Genomic DNA, 16109 nt, shown 5'->3' on the forward strand with positions numbered 1-16109 from the left:
CGTAGCGGACCGTCGCCGGCCGGAGTCCCCACCGCGGGAACCCCCCGACGCCGCCCGGACCGGCTACGTGCCGGCGGCGGAGCTGTCGAGGCAGTCGACGAAGCGGACGAAGTCAGGCCGTTGATTGTCCTCCGTCACGGCCAACTCACCGGTCGAGTGACTGCGCAGCAGGCACATGTCGTAGCGGGCGAGGGCCGGCAGGGCTTCCTGTGGACCGTCCGTCCGGTACTCGTGGCGGCCCACGAGCTGGCAGGAGTCGTAACGGATCAGCGGCCCGCGCGGCCCCACCGTGTAGCGGTGCGCCCGCGCCTCGGCGGCGAAGTCCTTGAACGAGAGCCCGGTGTCGTCGCAGTCGCTGAAGTGGATCGTGCCGCTCGTCCAGACGCTGTCGATGACCCGCACCTGCGGATCGCGCACCTCGAACCGGATGTCCTGGGCGTGGAACCGTTGCACCGAGTCGTGGTGCAGGGCGACAGGGAAGCGGAAGAAGGTGCTGGTGGATCCGTACTCGTCGGTGCTCTGCGGACGTGTGCCCGTGATGATGTACGAGCCGCCCCGGCAGGTGATGGAGCCGCCGTAGGGGAACTCCAGGAAGTTGCCCCACTCGTACTCGACCTTCATGTCGGTGAACCAGTAGTTGAGGAACTGGTCCTGGTCGTTGGGATCGCCCTGACTGCGTTGTGAGAGACCCGAGTAGAGGAACGCTCTGCGGTAGCTGCCGCCGACCCGGCACGCTTCCCAGCGCATCTCCGAGTTGGTGTTCGTGCCGTCCAGGGCGAGGCCGTACTCCCACTCACCCATCCATTCGCACTCCGAGAACCGGTAGTCCTGGGCGTTGCCGGTGGAGTAGGAGCTGAAGAAGGAGGCGCCGGGCGTGGCCGAGCGGAACTGGATGCGCTCGAAGGAGAGGTTGGACCAGATGTTCTCGTTGCGGCAGAGATAGGAGCCGGGGCCGTCCTCCGGGCGGAAGACGAGGGTGGTCATGCGCTTGCCCGCCCCACTGAAGCGCAGGCCGTTGGCTGCCGACGGCGGCGCGACGCCGTTCAGCAGCGCGTGCGGACGGGTGATGAGGAACTCGCCCGCGGGAATCTCGATCACCGTGCGCCCGACCCCCTGGGAGACCCGGGCGGCCGCGAGCGAGTAGGCGATCTCGAACGCCGCGGTGTCGTCGGTCCGTCCGTCGCCCACGGCCCCGAGGTCGGCCACGTTCAGGACGAGTGGCATTCGGGTGGCCGAGGGGCGACCTCGTCGGGGCCCGGCGGGGACCGGCGGTGTGGTGGGACGGTCCGGTCCGACGGCGGCGGACGCGCCGTGGGCGGTCAGGGCCATCGCCGCGATCCCCGACGCTCCGCCACGCAGAAGTTGCCGACGGCTGACGCAAGACATCCATCCTGCCCGTTCTGCCATAATTGCCTTCTTTCCAACATTTCATCCCTAAAGGAAACAAATGACGGAGTTTGCTGCGGTGCTCAAGGAGCTGTCGACGGCGCAGAAACCCGCGAAAGGGGCCTCGCTGTACACCCTGTTCGTGAATCGGCCGGCCGGCCGGTTCCTGGCCGCTCTGGCCCATCGCGCGGGGGCGACACCCAATCAACTGACCGTCCTCAGCGCTCTGTTCACCCTTCCCGCCCTCGCCCTGGTGGCCCTGGTCCCGCCGGGGCCCGCAATGGCCCTCGGCGTCGGCGCGGCCTTGGTCGTGGGATTCGCGCTGGACGCGGCGGACGGTCAGCTGGCACGGAGCCAGCGCTCGGGCAGCCCGTCGGGCGAGTGGCTCGACCATGTCGTGGACTGCATCAAGATCGTCACCCTGCACCTGGTCGTGCTGGTGTCGTTCTACCGGTTCTTCACCCTGCCCAGCGCCGCCTTCCTGCTGGCACCCATGGTCTTCGAACTCGCGGCCGTGGTGATCTTCTTCGCCGGAATCCTGACGGAGAAGCTCAAGTGGCGGACGCCGGGGCAGACCCCGGCGCCCTCATCCCCGGCGCTGCGCTCCGTCCTGCTTCTGCCGGTCGACTACGGCCTGACCTGCCTCAGCTTCCTATTCCTGGGAAACCAGGACTTCTTCCTCGCGGTCTACTGCGCGCTGCTCGTGGCGCACGTCCTGTTCATGGGCGCCTTCCTGGTGAAGTGGTTCCGCGAGTTGCGCTGAGACGGTCCGCGGCGAGTCGTCGGCCGACAGCAGTTCCAGTGCGCCCCGCAGCAGGGTGCTGGAGGTGTGCCGGGTGTACGGGAAGTAGACGACCTCGACGCCGACCTGCGCGAAGCGCCTCTCGAACTCCAGCCACTTGGGGGTTCCGCGCCAGTCGTCCCCCTTGAAAATGACGTGGAAACCGACTCGCTTCCATGTCTTCAGCTTGTCCACGTCCGCTTCCACGACGGCCTCGTCGACGTAGCGCAGGCTCCGGACGATCTCCAGACGTTCGGCGAGCGGAATGACGGGAGCATGGCCCTTCAGTTTCGCGGCCAGATCGTCGGAGGTCACGCCGGCCACGAGCCGGTCGCAGTGCTGACGCGCCTCCCGCAGGATGTTGAGGTGCCCGATGTGGAACAGGTCGTAGACGCCGGGCGCGAATCCGATGCGGGTCACTGCGGGTCACCCTCCAACTGCGCCTGGACCGCCGCCCTCGGCACGGCCACACTGACCGAGTTCGACTTGGACGAGGTGTTCGTCCCGTCGGTCACCTCGATGGCGTACCGGTGGCTGGTGCCGGCGGGCACGGTGTCCGTGTAACTCATCTGGGGACGGTCCCAGGAGGTGGACGCCTTCTCCTTCTGCGCCACGAGTCTGCCGTCGCGGTAGATCCGGTACGTCAGGGATGCGTCGTCGCGGTCCCAGGAGGCGCGCCAGGTGACCGTCACCTTGCCCGGACCGGTGTCGGACACCGCCAGCACCGGGACCTTCGGTGCTCCGGTGTCGCGGTTCCCGAAACGCGTCAGGCCCTGCTGCGGTGCGTCGTTCACGCGGGTGAACTCACCGCCCGCCCACAGGACACCGGCCGACACCGCGAGGGTACGGGGGCCGACCTGTTCCCCCAGTCCGTCGTTGGTGTCGGGGAACCAGTGCAGGATGGTGCGATTGTCGACCGACTGGGCCAGCAGGTGCTGCCGGTCGCCCCGCTCGGGGAACCCTCCTGGCGTCTCGTTGCAGTTGTGCGCGTGCGAGGCGCTGTAGAGGACACCCTTGTACGGCAGGACGGCCTGGGTGGCGCCGAAGCAGGTGTCCTTCCACACCATGGTGCTGTTGGCGAGGCGGCCCGCGATCCGGCCGTCGAAGATGCCGGGGCCGTGGCCCTCCGCACCCACGTAGAAGCGGGTGCTGTCGCGTGCGATCGTCTTGACCGATGACTGGGGAGGGAACCAGCCCGGATAGGTGAGCACGGTCTTCCCGCTGGTGGGATTGAGGGCGACGAGTGAGCGCGCCCCCTGGCCGTTGACCGACTCGAAGTCTCCTCCGACGAAGAGCCTTCCGTGAGCGGTAGCGGCCGACAGCGCCCGCACGGGCAGGTCGACGTCCGCTCGGAACGGCAGCAGGGAACCCGCGGGGGCCACGGCGGCGACCCGGTTCCTGGGCTGGCCCGCGACACGGCCGAAGTCGCCGCCGAAGTAGATCGCCCGGTCCGTGGTCTCGATGGCCCGGACGGTGGCGGACACCGCCGGCTTGAACGTCTTGCGCAGTGAGCAGCCCGCGGTGTCGAAGGCGGCCAGGTTGGCCACACGGACGGATCCGACCTGACTGAACGAACCACCCACGTACAGCACGCGACCGTCCGGGGAGGCCTTCATGGCCCGTACGGTGTGGTGGTTGCCGGTGAAGGACGGGGCGCAGGGCAGCAGTTTGCCGGTCGCGGCGTCGAAGGCGGCGAAGTTGCGGCGTTTCACCTCCCCTTGGCCGGGTGCGGCTCCTGGCGGGCGGACGGTGTCGAAGGATCCTCCGACGTAGACGACACCCTTCGCGGCGGTCAGCGACCAGACGATGCCGTCCGTCTGCCAGGTGGCCAGCGGATCGGCGGTGAACGCGGGTGCGCCGTCGGCGGCCGCGGCGAGGGAGACGTCGAGCTGGGCGACGGCGCAGCACATGAGCGCTGTGACTGCGACCCTGGCGGCCGGCTTCGTGCGGCGTTTTCTCAGGTACACGGGAGTCCCCGGATGGCAGTGGTGGGAGGGCGACGACGCCGGTGGGGTGACCCTGACGGTGCGAACGCGTCTGCGTTCATGCGGCGCGATGCCGCAGCGCTCCGACCAGCTCGCCCAACCTCAGCAGCGTCCAATATCGCCACAAAGTAATACCAAAAGCACACAATCCCAAGACCATTCCCACGGCGAGTCCCGGCAAGGTGTCACCTTGGGACAGACGGGACGCCACCAGCACCGACAAAACGGCCAGCCCCACGGCGAGGGCTCCGGTGTAGCCCCGGTCCACGGTGGTGAAGCCGAGGCGCAGCCGGACGAGCACGGCCGCCGTGAGGTTCTCCACCACGATCGCCGCGCCCCAGGACGCCGCGGCGCCGAGCACGCCCCAGGCCGGCACGGCGAGGACACCCACGGTCAGCTGTACCGTGAACGCCACCGCGGTGACGGTCAGGTGCCAGCGGCTGCGGCCGGCCATGAGCAGCACGGTCTGAGCGTTGCCGACGGCGACGTTGACCGTGGAGGCGGCGCACAGCACGACGAGCGCGAGGGCGCCGTCGGTGAACTCGGGCCCGAAGACGGAAAGGACGGTCCCGGGGAAACAGGCCACGGTGCCGAACAGCGGCCACGAGAGGAGCACGGTCCAGCAGGTCGAGACGCGGTGCAGAGCCTGCGCCCCGGAGAGGTCACCGACGGCGAGGAGGCGGCTGAGCTCCGGTGCGACGGCAAGCCGTACGGCGAGCTGGACGAGGGTGCCCGCCGTGACGATGCGGCCGATGGCCGTGTACACCCCCGCCTCACCGCTGGTGGCAAGAGCGGACAGCAGGATGACACCGACCCACACCGCCCCGATGTCGAAGACGGAGGACACCGCGCGCGGGGCGGCGAACCCCCAGAAGGCCCGCCAGGGCACCGCCGGGCTTCCTGCCCGGCGGGCCGTGGGACGCCGGGCGCGGCAGCGGCGCAGGGCGAGCCAGGCGGCCACCGACCCGGCCAGCGACGGCAACAGCCAGGCGGACGCCAGCGCCGGCACACTGGGCGCACACCAGGCGACGGGCACGGCGATCAGTACGCGCAGCACCGGTTTGCCGATCTGTTCCACACCGACGAACGGCACCACCGTGCCGTATCCCCGCGCCGCGCCGAGCAGGACCATGCCCACGGTGGCGGCGGGCAGGAAGAACGCGAACAACCGGACCAGTGCGGCGGCGTCCGCTGGTGGCAGCTGGGGCAGGAGCGTCGTGGCCACCGAGGGGAACAGCACCAGAGGCACGGCGGCCGCGGTGCCGGCCATGGCCGCCGGCAGGAGGGCCGTGCGCAGCAACGCGTCCACGGAACGGCCGTCGTCGACGGCGAGGTCGCGTGGTACGAAGCGCACGAGCCCGGTGTCGGCCCCGAGCTTGCAGGCGTTGCTGACAATGGTGAACAGGGCGACGCCCGTGAAGAGGACGCCCGCCCCCTGCGCCCCGACGGCCCGTGTGATCAGACCGACGAGGAGAAACGAGAAGCCGGCGTTCGCGACGGAGCCCGCCATCCCCCACCAGCCGCCCCGCGCGGTGGCGGCAACGCCGCTGGCGGTGGCGTCGGCGCGGGGGCGGGCGGGCGCCTCGGGAGCGGTCATCGGCGGGAAATGCTCAGTGTGTCGTCCCGCACGGGGAGGTCCGTGGCGGAGAGGTCGGTGCCGGACACGGGGTTGTTCTTCGGGCGGCGCAGGACACGCAGGTACCGGCGCGGGCGCCCGGCGTCGAGCACGGCCCCGAGGATGCGTCCGCCGGAGCAGACGATCAGCTCCTGCATCTGCCGGAGCTCCTCCCTCCGGGTACGGCCGGGCCGGACGACCACGAGGACGCCGTCGGCACGCTGCGCGACGGACAGCGTGTCGGCCTGTGCGAGGAAGGGACCGGCGACGACGACGGTCGAGGCGTCGGCATCGGCGGACTCCGTCCGGTCGGACAGGCCGGTGCCGCCGTTCGAGGAGAAGGCGAAGCGGCCGGCGACGTCGGCCTCGACGAAGGCGCTTCCGGTCGGAGGGAACGCCGTTCCCGGGTTGGGAACTTCGATCGGGATCAAGGGCAGCCGAGTCCCGAGCCTGGTGGTGTGCGCGGTGGCGTCGACCAGGAGCACGTCGCTGCCGTTGTCGGCGAGGGCGGCCCCCAGGTTGGCGGCGACCTCCTCGGCGTCGCCGACGCGCCGGGGGGCCACCACGACCACCTGGCCGAGGCCGCCGGATGTGCCGACCTGCCGCAACCGGAATGCCAGGGCCCGGTAGGCCTCCGTGCGGGGGCTGGGGGTACGGCCGACCGTCAGCAGGGCGCCGTCTCCGCCGTCGTCGGCGGGCAGGACGCCGACCACCGGAGCGCGCAGCGCGCTCTGCACCTCGCCGACCGAGCCGACCCGGGTGTCCAGGGCGGAGCGCACCCAGGCCAGCACGATGCCCAGGAGAAGTCCGCATCCCAGCCCGAGGGCGAGCAGGGTCCGCGGCCCGGGGCCCACCGGCAGGGCGGGCGCCGTGGCCCTGCGGACCACGTCACCGCCGTCGGTGTCGCGCGCCTTGATGTCCAGGACGCGCTTCTGGAGGTTGTAGAGCTGGTTCTGCGCGGCCGACTTGGCTGTCTCGACGCCCTGGGACAGCCGCTGGTTCAGCACGGCGATCTGCTGTTGCAGGGCGCGGGTCGTCCGCGCCGCTGTGGCCTCGTTGCGGCTTTCGCGGTCGGCGAGATAGGCGTCGGCGAAGGCGTTGGCGCCCCGCGCCGCGCGCTGGGGGGCGCCGGCGGTGAACTCGAAGCGCAGGATCTGCGACTTCAGGGGGTTGGTGACCCGCAACCGGGTTCCGAGCCTGCCGGCCTGGCTGTCGGGCCGGCCGAGGAGGCGCGCCGCGCGCACGGCGACGGTGGCGCTGGCGGCGATCCGCTGCTCCGTGCTCATGCTGACCTGGTTGTCGGCCGAGACGCCGACCGCGCCGAAGGGGTCGGTGGTGGAGCGCACCAGGACTTCGCTGGTGGCGGTGTAGGTGTGGGCGCGTTGGTGGGAGAACGCCAGTCCTCCGAGAGCACCCAGGAGGATCCCCAGCACGATGAGGACAGGGTGGCGCAGGACTCGGCGCAGTTGGTCACGGAGCTGGTCCGGTTCGTCGTACCGGTCGTCGAATGGGATGGGGCCGGTCACCGGTGCCCTCCTGTTCCGGAGATGGATGCGTGACGGATGGGTGCGATCGGCACCGCCGATGAGGGGAGCCGGCCGGTGCGGGTGCTGATCAGTAGCGGGACGGTCACCAGCAGGGTCAGCGGGCCCGCGATGCCGAGCAGGCTGCCGCGCAGGAAGACCATCTGGTAGAAAGCGAAGGCCGGCACCAGCAGCGCGGCGAGGCTCCCCGCCCGGCCGCGCAACTGGTGCCGTACGTCGTCCACACGCCGGCTCGCCGAGCCGAGCAGACAGAAGACGCCGACCACCCCGAAGGGGCCGGCCCAGAGGTAGCTTTCGATCCACAGTGGTGCGGAGAGGTTGAGGAACTCGTAACCCGCGTACCGGGCCAGTCTGATGCCCGTGTCCTCGGGCTTCTCCGGCCACATCGAGCGCGGCACCATGAACAGCGGTGGGCCGAGGGCGTCTTGCGGGGAGAACCCGTTGTCCTGTGCGAAGTCGATGCCTGTCTGCACCTGTTGGAAGGCGTCGTAGTCGCCGTTGGTCGTGAACTGGTCGGCGAGAGAGGTGACGGCCACCTCCTCCCGGTCGCTGTAGCGGAAGTAGTCGCTGTAGGGGAAGACGACCAGGAGCGCCGCGACGAGTGCGGCCGCCGTCATCCGGAAGGGGCGGGGCCGGCTCAGCCTCGGCAGGGTGAACAGCACGGTCAGTACGACCGTGCCGACCCAGAACCGCGGCTTGCTGACAGGGTTGTTGACGACCGCGTTCAGCACGAGGAGAACGGGGAGCAGCAGTCGGCGCAGGACGCGGAGCCAGCGGTCGCCCCGTGTCAGACGCGGAACGTGCAGCAGTCCCAGCAGCGCCCAGAACGCGGGGACGGACAGCGACCAGCTGAGCAGGACCTGGAGGAAGGCGCCCTCCCCGTCGCCGATGGCGCCGGCCTCCGTGATCGCCTGACGGCTGGTGAAGTAGGCGGTGAGTCGTCCGGGCTGACGTGAGATCAGCAGCGCTGCGAAGGCGAGGGCCAGACCGCTCAGCGCCAGCAGCCGCCAGGGCGCGAGACGGCGGGAGAGCAGCCGTTCCAGGAATCCTGGCGGGGCGCTGGCCGGGCGGGCCTGCTGTCGGCGGGCGGCCAGAGCCGTTCCGGCGCTGTAGGCGACGAGGCCCAGCTCGACGACGGCGACCGCCTTGAAGGCGGTCAGCTCGCCGGTCCGGTAGGGCCATGGGTATGTGTCGGAGACGAGCATCGCCAGGGGTGCCAGGCCGAGCCAGATGTAGGCGAAGACCCAGAATCCGAAGCCGACCAGCCGCACCGTGGGCGCGGTGAGCACTCGGCTGAGCGCACCACCGGTGTGGGCCACCACGACAGCCTGTAGAACGACCGCGGGCGACATCCGCATGCCGCCCGACTGGAGGATCAGTCCTGGCAGCAGGAGAGTCAGGGCCACGACCCACAGGGAGACCGCGGCCACGCTACGGGCGCGAGCGCCTCGCATCCCGGCCTCTCCGTCGTGTGATTTTTCAGCCTGGAACGTCACCGAAGCATATATAGCGCCCCGAATCACAAAATTACTCTAACCACGCACAAGGCATCCAAATCGATGTATTAGTCCGCAAACATGGTCATCGAGTGATCCTGATGGTCGTGAGCGTGCCTTCTATCTCAAATACTGACAAATCTGCATAGCTTATCGCGCAGGTCTCCGCGGGCCCGGTGCTGGATCGGCCGTGACAGAGGGCGGTGGACCTGACCACGCATCAGACCTCCCACCCATTAAGGGGTTGCGCATGAGCAAGCAGACCGATGTCGTCGTCGCCGGAGGCGGGGGATTCATCGGCGGTCACCTCGTCGGCGAACTTCTCGCCCAGGGGATGACCGTCCGCTGCATCGACATCAAGCCTCCGCACGAGTGGTACCAGGTCCACCAGCACGCCGAGAACGTGGTCGCCGACCTGTCGCTCCTGGACAGTGCGCGAGCGGGCGTCCGCGGCGCCCGGCAGGTGTACATGCTCGCCGCCGACATGGGCGGCATGGGATTCATCGAGAACAACAAGGCCGCCTGCATGATGTCGGTCCTGACCAGCACCCACATGCTGCGGGCGGCACACGAGGCCGGCGTGGAGCGCTACTTCTACTCCTCCTCCGCCTGCGTGTACGCCGCGGACAAGCAGACCGACCCGGACGTCACCGCCCTCAAGGAGGAGGACGCCTACCCGGCACAGCCGGAGGACGGCTACGGATGGGAGAAGCTGTTCTCCGAGCGCATGTGCCGGCACTACGCCGAGGACTACGGGTTCGTCACCCGCGTCGCCCGCTACCACAACGTCTACGGCCCGCACGGCACCTGGACCGGCGGCCGGGAGAAGGCCCCCGCCGCGGTGTGCCGGAAGGTGGCCGAGGCCGTCGTCTCCGGTGACCACCGGATCGAGATCTGGGGCGACGGGCTACAGAGCCGCTCCTTCATGTACATCGACGACTGCCTGCACGGCACTCAGATGATCATGCGCGCGGAGAGTGGCGTACCCGTCAACCTCGGCTCGTCGGAACTGGTGACCATCAACCAGCTCGTCGACATCGTCGAGCGGATCGCCGGCATCCGCTGCGAGCGCAGCTACCGGCTCGACGCCCCCCAGGGCGTACGCGGCCGCAACTCCGACAACACCCTGATCCGTGAGATCTACGGCTGGGAACCGTCGATCCCCCTGCTCGACGGCCTGGAGAAGACCTACGCCTGGGTCTACGACCAGGTCAAGCGCGCCCACCAGTGAGTCGGAGCAGAGAAACCGGACGCGGAGAGCCCATGAGGATCCTCGTGCACGACTACAGCGGTCACCCGTTCCAGGCGCAACTGAGCCGGGAACTGGCACGCCGCGGCCACGACGTGGTCCATTCGACCTGCACCGCCTACGTGTCCGGCAAGGGCAACCTCGCCGGGGACGCTCCGGGCCTGCGTTTCGTCACCATCGGGGACAGCACCGTGCTCAGGAAGGAGGACTACTTCCGACGGCTCCGCCAGGAAACCCTGCTCGGCCTCGAACTGGCCCGGCAGGTGCGCCGGGAGAAGCCCGACGTGGCGATGCTGTCCAACCTTCCCGTCCCGATGCTGGTCGCGGCGGTGGCCGTGCTGAAACGGCTGCGCATTCCCTGGGTCCTGTGGCACCAGGACGTCACCGCCGTCGCACTGAGGAGTTTCGCGGGCGTCGCGAAGTCGATGGGTGTCGCCGCCAGGGTCTTCGGAGCCGGCGAGAAGTGGTCGGCACGCAGGGCCGCGGCCATCGTGGTGATCGCTCCCTCCTTCCTGGGCGTCCACCAGCGGTGGGGCACCGCCGGCAAGGCCACCGTCATTCCCAACTGGGCACCGCTCGACGAGATCGTCCCGCGGGCCCGGGACAACGCCTGGTCGGCCGAACAGGAGCTGAACGGGGTGCGGACGGTGCTGTACTCCGGCACGCTGGGCCTGAAGCACAACCCGGAGCTGCTGGTGGACTTGGCGGCGCGGCTGCGGGACCGGGGCACGCCGGTCCGTCTCGTCGTCGTGAACGAGGGCCCTGCCGTGCCCGTCCTCAGAAGGTCCGCGGCCTCCCGCGGAATCGACCTGACCCTGCTGCCCTTCCAGCCCTATGAGCGACTGCCCGAAGTACTGGGTTCGGGCGACCTTCTCGTCGTCGTCCTGGCGGCGGACGCCGGTGAGTTCTCGGTCCCGTCCAAGACGCTGTCGTATCTGTGCGCCGGGCGTCCGGTGCTCGGCCTGATGCCCGCCGACAACCTGGCCGCGCACCTGCTCCGACAGGCGGGGTCCGCGGTCTTCCCCCCGGCGGAGTCCGCACTCGACGAGGCTTCTGCCTGGGCTCAGGAGGTTCTGTCCGACCCGGCACGCGCCGAGACGCTGGGCAAGGAGAGCCGGGCCCTCGCCGAGCGGGAGTTCGCCCTGGAGGACTGTGCCTCCCGTTTCGAGGCCATTCTCCGTACGGTGAGCCGCACTTCGGCACGCTGACCGACGTCCGGACTCCGGCCGTCTCGGATCCACCGCGCCCGCGGCGGGCCCGAGACGGCCGGAGCATCCGGATCATCCGCGTCCCGGCCGCCCCCGGTAGACGTCCTCGAGGCGGTCCACGACCGCCCTGATGGAGAAGGCCTCCTCGATCGCACGGTGACCGGCCTCGGCCAGGGAGCGGCGTAGCGTCTCGTCGGCCAGGAGGAGGCACACCGCGTCGGCCAGGGTCTCCGGGCTGCCGTCGGTGACCAGTGCCGCTCCCCTGCGCGTCAGTTCGGCCGCGACGCCGCTGCTGTCCGTGCACACCACCGGCGTGCCTTCGGCCAGTGCTTCCAGCACGGTCATCGGAAACGGCTCGTCCACACTCGGAAGGACGTACACGGCGGCCCTTCGGTAGGCCTCCAGCGCCGCGCCGTGCTCCAGCGCACCGCCGTAGGAGACCACGTCGGTCAGTCCGCGGTCCGCGATCAGCCGGTGCACGACCGGGAGGGACCCCTCGTCCGCACCGAACAGGGTGAAGCGTGCCTCGGGCATCTCCTTGTGGACCAGGGCGGCCATCTCGACGAACGCCTCGGGGCGTTTGCGCGGATGGAGCCGAGCCAGGAAGATCACCTCTTGGTCGCCGCGCGGCAGGGTGCTCGCCTCGCCGCCTGCCGGACGGAGACCGTTGGGCAGGGTCACCAGCGGTGGCGCGCCAGGACCCAGTACGTCGGTCAGGGCACGGCGCTCCCGCTCGGTGAGCACCAGACAGCAGCGTGACCGGCGCAGCAGGGGCACATAGAGACGGTCGAAGACACGCGCGACGGGGCCGGTGCGGGGCTCGACCATGCCGTGCGTCTGGGTCACGAAGGCGGTGCGCCGCAGGCAGGCGACAGCGAGCGCGGACAACGAGACGAGGTCGCGTCCCACGTGCAGGTGTACGCGGTCGGCGCTTCCCATGGCCCGCCACAGGTCCCGCAGCAGCAGTGGGTGCATGAGTCCCAGGCAGCCCCGGCCCGGGACGAGACGCCGAGCCGGACGGGAGAGGAGACGGACGGCGCCGATGCGCCGCGCGGCGGGGCGTCCGCCCCGCCACAGCGACACCAGCGTCACCTCGTGACCGCGGGCGGCGAACTCCCCGAGTTGGGCCAGAGCCACGCTCGTCGGCCCGCCGAAGGCGCCGTCGTCGCTGACGAGAGTGACCACATGGACCAGTCTCATGCCGTGGCTCCCTTCGTTGACACGTCAGCTCGCGCGGGCGCGTCCGGTCCGGGCACGCCTCCCGCGGTCAGGACCTCGCCCGGCGCGAGGTCCCGGTGGGCGACGGCGCCGGCGCCCACCACCGCGCCGCCTCCGACGGTGACGCCACGCAGTACGACGGCACGCGCCGCGATCCAGCTGCCCGGCTCCAGCCGGATGGGACCGTTGTCGAATTCGAAGGTGGCGGAACGACGACGGTGGCTGCCCGTGCACAACAGCGCGCCCTGGGAGACGCAGCAGTCGTTGCCGATCGTGACGGGTTCGAGGTTGAGGATCCAGGCGTCCTCACCGATCCACACGTCGTCACCGATGTCCAGCTTCCAGGGCCAGTGGACCCGCACTCCGCGCCTGATGAGCACGCGCTGTCCGACCCGTGCCCCGAAGGCGCGCAGCAGTGCCGGCCGCCAACGGGCGGGGAACCACCACGCGGCGAAAAGGAGGTGCAGAACGGCGAACCAGGCGGCCTGGACCGGCAGGGGGCGGCCCTTGTCGTATCCGGCGCCGGTGAAGCCCCGCAGGGAGCGCACGCCGACGGGTCGGTGCGTCGTGGTGCCGTGGGTGTCCCCCGGGTACGCGGCAGATGCGCTCCGTACGGCCGGGGTACGCGCGGCTGAGGTCTGTGCCATGGCGGATGTCCCTTCCAAGGGCCGAAGACGTCTCCGTCCGCGATCCTTCACGTCCCCGGGGACGGATCATCCGCGATCACCGCGTGTTGGTGGCAGACCAGCCCGGATGGAGGATGCGGCCCGGCTGCGGACCCGCACCCGCCCTCAGTAGGCGCCTTGGCCGTCCAGGACCACCCGCACCGTGCGGGCCATGAGGTTCATGTCACCGGCCAGCGACCAGTTGTCGACGTAGCGCAGATCCAGTGCGACCGTCTCGCGCCAGGACAGGTCCGACCGCCCACTCACCTGCCACAGTCCCGTCAGGCCCGGCTTGATGCTGAGCCGGCGCATCTCGATGCTGTTGTATTTGGCCACCTCCTCGGGGAGCGGGGGGCGCGGACCGACCAAGGACATGTGACCGAAGAGGATGTTGAACAACTGGGGCAGTTCGTCCAGGGAGTAGCGGCGCAGGACGCGCCCCACAGGAGTGACCCTGGGGTCCCGACGCATCTTGAACATGTGCCCGTCGTTCTCGTTCTGCGCCTCCAGCCCGCTCTTCATCCGGTCGGCGTCGACCACCATGGTGCGGAACTTCCACATGGGAAACGTAGCCATGTCGCGGCCCACCCGTGTCTGGCGGTACAGGATCGGCCCGGGCGAGCCGAGTTGGACGGCAAGGGCCACCAGGAACAGCAGCGGTGAGAGCAGGGCGATCAGCGCCAGGGCACTCGCTCGGTCAACGAGGGCCTTCAGCAAGGTGTGCATGCCGCGCTGCAACGGCGGCGCGATGTGCAGCAGGGTGAGACCGGCCGCCGACGTCGGCCGCACGCGCCGCCGTGCCACGTCGACGATCCCGGGAAGGACCACGAGGGAGCGGCCCTGGTCGTGCAACATCCACGACAGTCTGCGCACCCGGTCACCGGAGACATGGGGACCGGGCGCCACGAAGACCATGTCGGCGGCGAGTTCGTCGGCCGCCCTTAGCACCGCCGCGGCGTCCTCCTCCGGCGTCTCGGGTGCCTCGCAGGGCAGCCGCGCGCACACCGGCACTCCGGAACGGACCTCGCCGTCACCCACCGGACAGGCGCCGACGATGACGTACTCGTGGTCGGTGCGCTGGGCGAGTTGCTCGACGACGGCGTCGACCGTCGGGGCCGCACCGACGACGATGACGTGGCGCAGGGCACGGGCGGCCCGGCGGGCGGCGAGCACGTGCCGGTGAATGAGTTTCTGACAGACGCCCGTCAGGACCAGGGCGGGGATCAATGCCGTGAACGCTTCGGCAGGCACGCTGTCCAGTCCGCAGACCACACGCAGCGTGGCCAGGGCGCCGACAAGGACCAGCCAGTCCCTCACCACGGCCCTCAGGCCGCCTCCGTCACCCCAGGCCAAGGGCGTGTGGCGCCCGCTCATCACCCCGATGAGCGGCCAGAGCAGGGCGGCGGCGGCCGCCAGGCGCAGGGGGTGGGGTTCGTGAACCTCGACGAAAGCCGCCGCGACCGGAAGTGCCGCAGCGAGGAGGTCCACACTCACCGAGAAGGGGGCGTACCAGTGCGCGCCACTCTCCTGACGGTGGATCGGGCGATGCGCCACGGGCATCGGCGCCTGTCGGGACATCGCGATTCTGAACCGCCGCATGGTCCTCTCCCTCGAGCCCCCGTCGCAGATCGCGGGGCCGGCCGCCGAACGTCGGCGGCCGGCCGTCGCACCCCCACTAATACGCTCCTTATATCACCATATAGATATCAAAAGTTGCCTTTCCCACCTCGCGCTCTGCCGCTGTTCGAGCACGGCGACGGGCGAGGCGCGCGATCACAGCGAAGGGCGGCACACGGGCCGACCGCACGACCACCGCCGGGACTCCGGCGCTCCGGGGAACAGGAGCGACGGGGGTGTCCACACGGGAGTGGTTCCGCGGGCCGAGCCCGCGGCCGCACGGGGCGTGCGGACGACTGCCGTCGAGGTGGGTGCGGACGGGGCGCGGCCGGCGGAGTTGATGCGCCTGGTGGCGGCGTGGCGGGGCTGCGGTCGCCGGCGACCCGGACCGTGCGGGTGAGCCGACTCGACACCCGGCTCTCGCCACGCGGTGCGCCGACCTGTCCGGCCGGGCCGAGGGCCGCCCACGACATCTCGGCGCCGGAGCCGAGGACCGCCCGCAACACGTCGACGCCGGAGCCGAGGCCCTCGTTGCGCCAGTGGCCCGGGAGCGTCGGGCCGGCCGGCGGTGGTCGCCGGGCGGGCACTGTCTCCGGCATAGCGTTCACTCCCATCTGTTGCAACGAGCAACAGGCGATTCCATTGCATTACCCTCATGCCATCGCAACGACTTCTGCGGTCTGACCTGCATATACAGTGACGCCTCGCAATAAATGCGTTGCGCGATCCCTGAATGCAACGTAGCGTTTTCTTTATCCGAAACAGCGGACGGACGGAATGCCTCACCCGTCGAGAGAGGTGCACGTTCGCGCAGCGAGCGGCCAGGGGGGTCGGATCATGGAGACAGCTCGGATCATGGAGACAGCACAGAGACGGCAGCAGGCGGCTCCGGGGGCCTTCACCGCTTTCGCCCGCTTCGTGCTCTTCGGCGGCGCGGTGGGCCTCACCTCCGGCTTCGCCGTGGCAGCGCTCGCCTCCTGGATTCCCTGGGCCCTGGCCAACGCCGTGATCACCGTGGCCTCCACGCTCCTCGCCACCGAGTTGCACGCCCGCCGCACCTTCGGCGCGGGCGGGCCCGCGAGCCGGCGCCAGCACGCGCAGTCGGCCGGGTCGGCCGTGGCCGCGTACACGGTGACCTGTGCGGCGATGCTGGTCCTGCAACAAGTGGTGGCAGCGCCCAGCGCCGTGCTCGAGCAGGTCGTCTACCTTTCCGCCTCCGCGCTGGCCGGCACCGCCCGCTTCGCCGTACTGCGCCTCGTCGTCTTCACACGCCACCGCACACAAGGCCCGTCCACCTCCCCCGCCGCCCCTCCCGTGCCCGCGGGCACCTCCCGCCCCACGCAGT

At 70.2% G+C, this 16109-nt stretch carries 11 protein-coding genes and 2 pseudogenes; 4 read left to right on the forward strand and 9 right to left on the reverse strand.

Annotated elements, in window-relative coordinates; all coding sequences use genetic code 11:
• Nucleotides 1–63: 63 nt before the first annotated feature.
• Nucleotides 64–1224, reverse strand: coding sequence for a glycosyl hydrolase family 28-related protein (locus ACZ5Y0_RS18440; RefSeq protein WP_469129723.1), 1161 nt, complete (start codon nt 1222–1224; stop codon nt 64–66).
• Between the two features lie 223 nt (nt 1225–1447).
• Here ACZ5Y0_RS18440 and ACZ5Y0_RS18445 point away from each other — a divergent pair, with 223 nt between their 5' ends.
• The gene (locus ACZ5Y0_RS18445; protein ID WP_469129724.1) at nt 1448–2149 is read left to right on the forward strand and encodes a CDP-alcohol phosphatidyltransferase family protein; all 702 of its coding nucleotides are present in this window, start codon (nt 1448–1450) and stop codon (nt 2147–2149) included.
• Nucleotides 2150–2176: 27 nt separating this feature from the next.
• Here ACZ5Y0_RS18445 and ACZ5Y0_RS18450 read toward each other — a convergent pair.
• The 5 genes and pseudogenes from ACZ5Y0_RS18450 to ACZ5Y0_RS18470 all read right to left on the reverse strand — a co-directional run.
• Nucleotides 2177–2587, reverse strand: a pseudogene (locus tag ACZ5Y0_RS18450) (FAD synthase family protein); the annotation flags it as partial.
• A complete protein-coding gene (locus tag ACZ5Y0_RS18455; RefSeq protein ID WP_469129725.1) occupies nt 2584–4077 on the reverse strand; it encodes a fibronectin type III domain-containing protein in 1494 nt (497 codons plus the stop codon). The gene ACZ5Y0_RS18455 and the pseudogene ACZ5Y0_RS18450, both read right to left, overlap by 4 nt.
• 133 nt (nt 4078–4210) lie before the next feature.
• A complete protein-coding gene (locus tag ACZ5Y0_RS18460) occupies nt 4211–5749 on the reverse strand; it encodes a lipopolysaccharide biosynthesis protein (protein ID WP_469129726.1) in 1539 nt (512 codons plus the stop codon).
• Nucleotides 5746–7293, reverse strand: a complete 1548-nt coding sequence (locus ACZ5Y0_RS18465; RefSeq protein WP_469129727.1) for a P-loop NTPase family protein — start codon at nt 7291–7293, stop codon at nt 5746–5748. Before ACZ5Y0_RS18465 ends, ACZ5Y0_RS18460 begins: the two co-directional genes overlap by 4 nt.
• The gene (locus tag ACZ5Y0_RS18470) at nt 7290–8765 is read right to left on the reverse strand and encodes a hypothetical protein (protein ID WP_469129728.1); all 1476 of its coding nucleotides are present in this window, start codon (nt 8763–8765) and stop codon (nt 7290–7292) included. Before ACZ5Y0_RS18470 ends, ACZ5Y0_RS18465 begins: the two co-directional genes overlap by 4 nt.
• 292 nt (nt 8766–9057) lie before the next feature.
• Here ACZ5Y0_RS18470 and ACZ5Y0_RS18475 point away from each other — a divergent pair, with 292 nt between their 5' ends.
• Both ACZ5Y0_RS18475 and ACZ5Y0_RS18480 read left to right on the forward strand, forming a co-directional pair.
• Nucleotides 9058–10038, forward strand: coding sequence for an NAD-dependent epimerase/dehydratase family protein (locus tag ACZ5Y0_RS18475; protein ID WP_469129729.1), 981 nt, complete (start codon nt 9058–9060; stop codon nt 10036–10038).
• Between the two features lie 32 nt (nt 10039–10070).
• On the forward strand, nt 10071–11264 hold the full coding sequence (locus tag ACZ5Y0_RS18480; protein WP_469129730.1) for a glycosyltransferase family 4 protein: 1194 nt from the start codon (nt 10071–10073) through the stop codon (nt 11262–11264).
• Nucleotides 11265–11336: 72 nt separating this feature from the next.
• Here ACZ5Y0_RS18480 and ACZ5Y0_RS18485 read toward each other — a convergent pair whose 3' ends face one another.
• From ACZ5Y0_RS18485 to ACZ5Y0_RS18495, 3 genes are all read right to left on the reverse strand, one after another.
• Entirely contained in the window at nt 11337–12464 is a 1128-nt protein-coding gene (locus tag ACZ5Y0_RS18485) for a glycosyltransferase (RefSeq protein ID WP_469129731.1), read from the reverse strand.
• Nucleotides 12461–13129: a DapH/DapD/GlmU-related protein gene (locus ACZ5Y0_RS18490; protein ID WP_469129732.1), complete on the reverse strand. Its 669-nt coding sequence runs from the start codon at nt 13127–13129 to the stop codon at nt 12461–12463. The genes ACZ5Y0_RS18485 and ACZ5Y0_RS18490 overlap by 4 nt, the downstream gene beginning before the upstream one ends.
• 144 nt (nt 13130–13273) lie before the next feature.
• Nucleotides 13274–14746 (reverse strand): sugar transferase, encoded by a 1473-nt coding sequence (locus ACZ5Y0_RS18495; RefSeq protein ID WP_469129733.1) that lies wholly within the window; start codon nt 14744–14746, stop codon nt 13274–13276.
• Nucleotides 14747–15619: 873 nt separating this feature from the next.
• Between ACZ5Y0_RS18495 and ACZ5Y0_RS18500 the strand changes: the two are divergent.
• Nucleotides 15620–16099, forward strand: a pseudogene (locus ACZ5Y0_RS18500) (GtrA domain-containing protein); the annotation flags it as partial.
• Between the last annotated feature and the right edge of the window lie 10 nt (nt 16100–16109).

The sequence above is a fragment of the Streptomyces sp. NPDC033216 genome (assembly GCF_055577115.1).